This window comes from Corallococcus terminator, from assembly GCF_003611635.1.
Classification (GTDB): Bacteria; Myxococcota; Myxococcia; order Myxococcales; family Myxococcaceae; genus Corallococcus; species Corallococcus terminator.
On sequence record NZ_RAVZ01000666.1, the window covers coordinates 1 to 1,604 of the forward strand.

Below are 1,604 nucleotides of genomic sequence, written 5' to 3' on the forward strand. Positions count from 1 at the left end.
CGCGAAGGCCGCGCCCGCCGGAGCACCGCCCTCCCCCAGCCCCGCGCGGATCACCCGATAGCCCCGGGGCAGCACGTCCAGCACGCCGAACGTCTGGTGGAGCGCGCCGGGTGGACAGCGGAAGTCCGCGTGCAGCGCCACGCCCCGTTCCGCGTCCCAGGCTCCGCCCGAGGACTGGAGGATGCACGGCGCCTCGTCCGCGAACAGGGGCACCCGGCTCCAGACGCGCGCCTCCAGCTCCGCGCGTCGTGCTTCGAAGAAGGAGGGAGCGCCTGGCGCATCACCGTCGCGCGCGCCGAGGTCGGGCAGCAGCAGGCGGAGTGTTTCCGGGGACAGCGTCAAGGTCTCGCGCACGTGATCCGGGGACGCGTCGTCGCGGACGGCCCGCACGGAGATCAGCTCCGCCTCGTGGGCGTGGGCGACGCCGGGCCCCAGCAGGGCCAGGACCATCAGCGCCACCGGGACGACAGGGCCGGGCTTCATCGCGCCCGCGAGCCTGCCCTCCGCGCGACCCGGCCGTCCACTGCCGGATTCCGCACGAGGGGCGAAGCTTCGCGGCCGCGGCCGCCTCGGGGTGTCGCTACTCCTGCACGAACTCCAGGGTCACCTGCCGGCGTCCGCTCAGCCCGCCGTGGTGCGCGCCGCAGCGCGGACAGACGAGGGGCGCGTCCCAGTCCCACGACGCCTGCACCTCATCCCCACAGCAGAGCATGGGCAGCGTGCGCAGCAGCTCTTCATCCGGAGGCAGCGGCCGGGGCAGCGGCTCCGGCGCCACCGACACGAAGGTGGGGTGCGGGTTCTGCGACAGCGTGCGCTGCACATACGCCAGTTGTTCGTAGCGCACGTGGTTCGCCCACGAGCGCGCCATCTGCTCCACGTGGGCGGACTGCTCCGGCGTGAGCCACGCATCCGGCAGCGCGCGGTGGCCGCAGTACAGGCAGTGGAAGGCGGGCAGCTCCTCCGCCGTGTACGCCTCGTGGATGTTCTCGAAGGGGAAGTAGCCGGCCAGCAGCCGCTGCAGCATCCCCGGATCATGCCGGTTCGGGCGCGTCTTGAAGTTGCGCTGGCAGCGGGGACATTCGCGCCGCACGAAGCCCGCCTTGTCGCGTGGCAGCTCCAGCCACGCCATGTCCAGCTCCGGCACGTTCACGCCAGCCCCCGCCGGCGGCCCAGCGACGCGACGGCCAGCACGAAGGCGATGACGGAGAACACCAGGAGGAGGTGCACCCACTGCCCCTCCGTCGAACCGGTGATCAGCCCCATCACCCACAACACCATCAGAATGATGCCCATGGTCCAGTACACGCCACGCCTCCCGCCACACAGGGCCCACGAATAGAACGAGGCGCAAGCTAGGAACGCGGCCCCCTCGCGGCAACAGGGGGAGGTTTCTGCAGCCTCAGGTTGGGAAACAAACTTCCCTCCCCGGGCATTTTTTCAGACCCGGAACGGACCCGCGGGGCCGTTCCGGACGCGCTCTATAAGGATCCTACAAGGAGGCATACACACGCATCGTACGCTGGCACGTTGTCTGCTTAGTCGCTGGGTGTGGGCGAGTCAGCGGGCGCGAGCAGTCGGGCGCCAGGGGAGGGCGAGATGCGGGG

General features: G+C 71.0%; 2 protein-coding genes and 1 pseudogene. All 3 read right to left on the minus strand.

Going from position 1 to position 1,604, the window contains the following annotated elements; genetic code table 11:
• Window positions 1-483, minus strand: a pseudogene (locus D7V88_RS41325) (HupE/UreJ family protein); the annotation flags it as partial.
• A gap of 97 nt (window positions 484-580) precedes the next feature.
• Complete coding sequence (locus D7V88_RS41330; protein WP_244238684.1) at window positions 581-1,150, minus strand: hypothetical protein; 570 nt, start codon at window positions 1,148-1,150, stop codon at window positions 581-583.
• A complete protein-coding gene (locus D7V88_RS41335) occupies window positions 1,147-1,293 on the minus strand; it encodes a lmo0937 family membrane protein (protein WP_370052078.1) in 147 nt (48 codons plus the stop codon). Before D7V88_RS41335 ends, D7V88_RS41330 begins: the two co-directional genes overlap by 4 nt.
• Between the last annotated feature and the right edge of the window lie 311 nt (window positions 1,294-1,604).

Excerpts from the sequence above, each read along its gene's own strand:
- D7V88_RS41335 (WP_370052078.1), bottom strand. The coding sequence starts at position 1,293 with ATGGGCATCATTCTGATGGTGTTGTGGGTGATGGGGCTGATCACCGGT.